The organism is Phaeobacter sp. B1627 (assembly GCF_006265095.1).
Lineage (GTDB): Bacteria > Pseudomonadota > Alphaproteobacteria > Rhodobacterales > Rhodobacteraceae > Epibacterium.
On the sequence record NZ_VCNK01000100.1, the window covers coordinates 1 to 1,110 of the forward strand.

Annotated in this window: 1 protein-coding gene; it reads left to right on the forward strand. The window is 63.0% G+C overall.

The genetic code is table 11. The annotated features are described in order from the left end of the window. A partial coding sequence (locus FGE21_RS19835) for an S-(hydroxymethyl)glutathione dehydrogenase/class III alcohol dehydrogenase (protein ID WP_255731680.1) occupies nt 1-1,101 on the forward strand: 1,101 nt, incomplete at its 5' end. Nucleotides 1,102-1,110: the final 9 nt, after the last annotated feature.

A 1,110-nucleotide genomic window follows, 5' to 3' on the forward strand; every position in this document is an offset into this window, starting at 1 on the left:
GCCGCTGTTGCACTTGCCCCGGGCAAGCCGCTGGAAATCATGGAGGTCAACCTTGAGGGTCCGAGGGCCGGAGAGGTTCTGGTCGAGATCAAGGCGACCGGCCTGTGTCACACCGATGAATTCACCCGCTCCGGGGATGATCCCGAGGGTATTTTTCCGGCCATCCTCGGCCATGAAGGGGCCGGCGTGGTGATCGAGGTCGGCGAAGGCGTCACCAGCCTCGAGGTGGGCGATCACGTGATCCCGCTCTATACGCCCGAATGCCGCGAATGCGACTACTGCCTGAACCCGAAAACCAACCTGTGTCAGGCCATCCGCTCCACCCAGGGTCAGGGCCTGCTGCCCGATGGCACCACCCGGTTCTCGATGCTCGATGGTACGCCCATCTTCCACTACATGGGCTGCTCGACCTTTGCCAACCACACGGTGGTGCCGGAAATCGCGCTGGCCAAGGTGCGCAAGGACGCCCCCTTCGACAAGATCTGCTACATCGGCTGCGGCGTCACCACCGGCATCGGCGCCGTGATCAACACCGCCAAGGTCGAAATCGGCTCGCGCTGCGTGGTCTTTGGCCTCGGCGGCATCGGTCTGAACGTGATCCAGGGGCTGCGGCTGGCGGGCTGTGACCAGATCGTCGGCGTTGACCTCAATCCCGGCAAGGTCGAGATGGCGACGAAATTCGGCATGACTGATTTTGTCAATCCGGCCGAGGTCGAAGGCGATCTGGTGGCGCATCTGGTCGAGATCACCGGCGGCGGCGGCGACTATACGTTTGATGCCACCGGCAACGTGAATGTCATGCGCACGGCCCTGGAATGTGCACACAAGGGCTGGGGCGAGAGCATCATCATCGGCGTGGCTCCGGCGGGTGCCGAGATCTCCACCCGCCCCTTCCAGCTGGTCACCGGCCGCAGCTGGCGCGGCACCGCCTTTGGCGGCGCATCCGGACGGACCGATGTGCCCAAGATCGTCGATTGGTACATGGCGGGAAAGATCGAAATCGACCCGATGATCACCCACAAGCTGAGCCTCGATCAGATCAACGAGGGCTTCGAGCTCATGCATGCCGGAAAATCCATCCGCGCAGTCGTGGAGTTTTGACAATGGGCC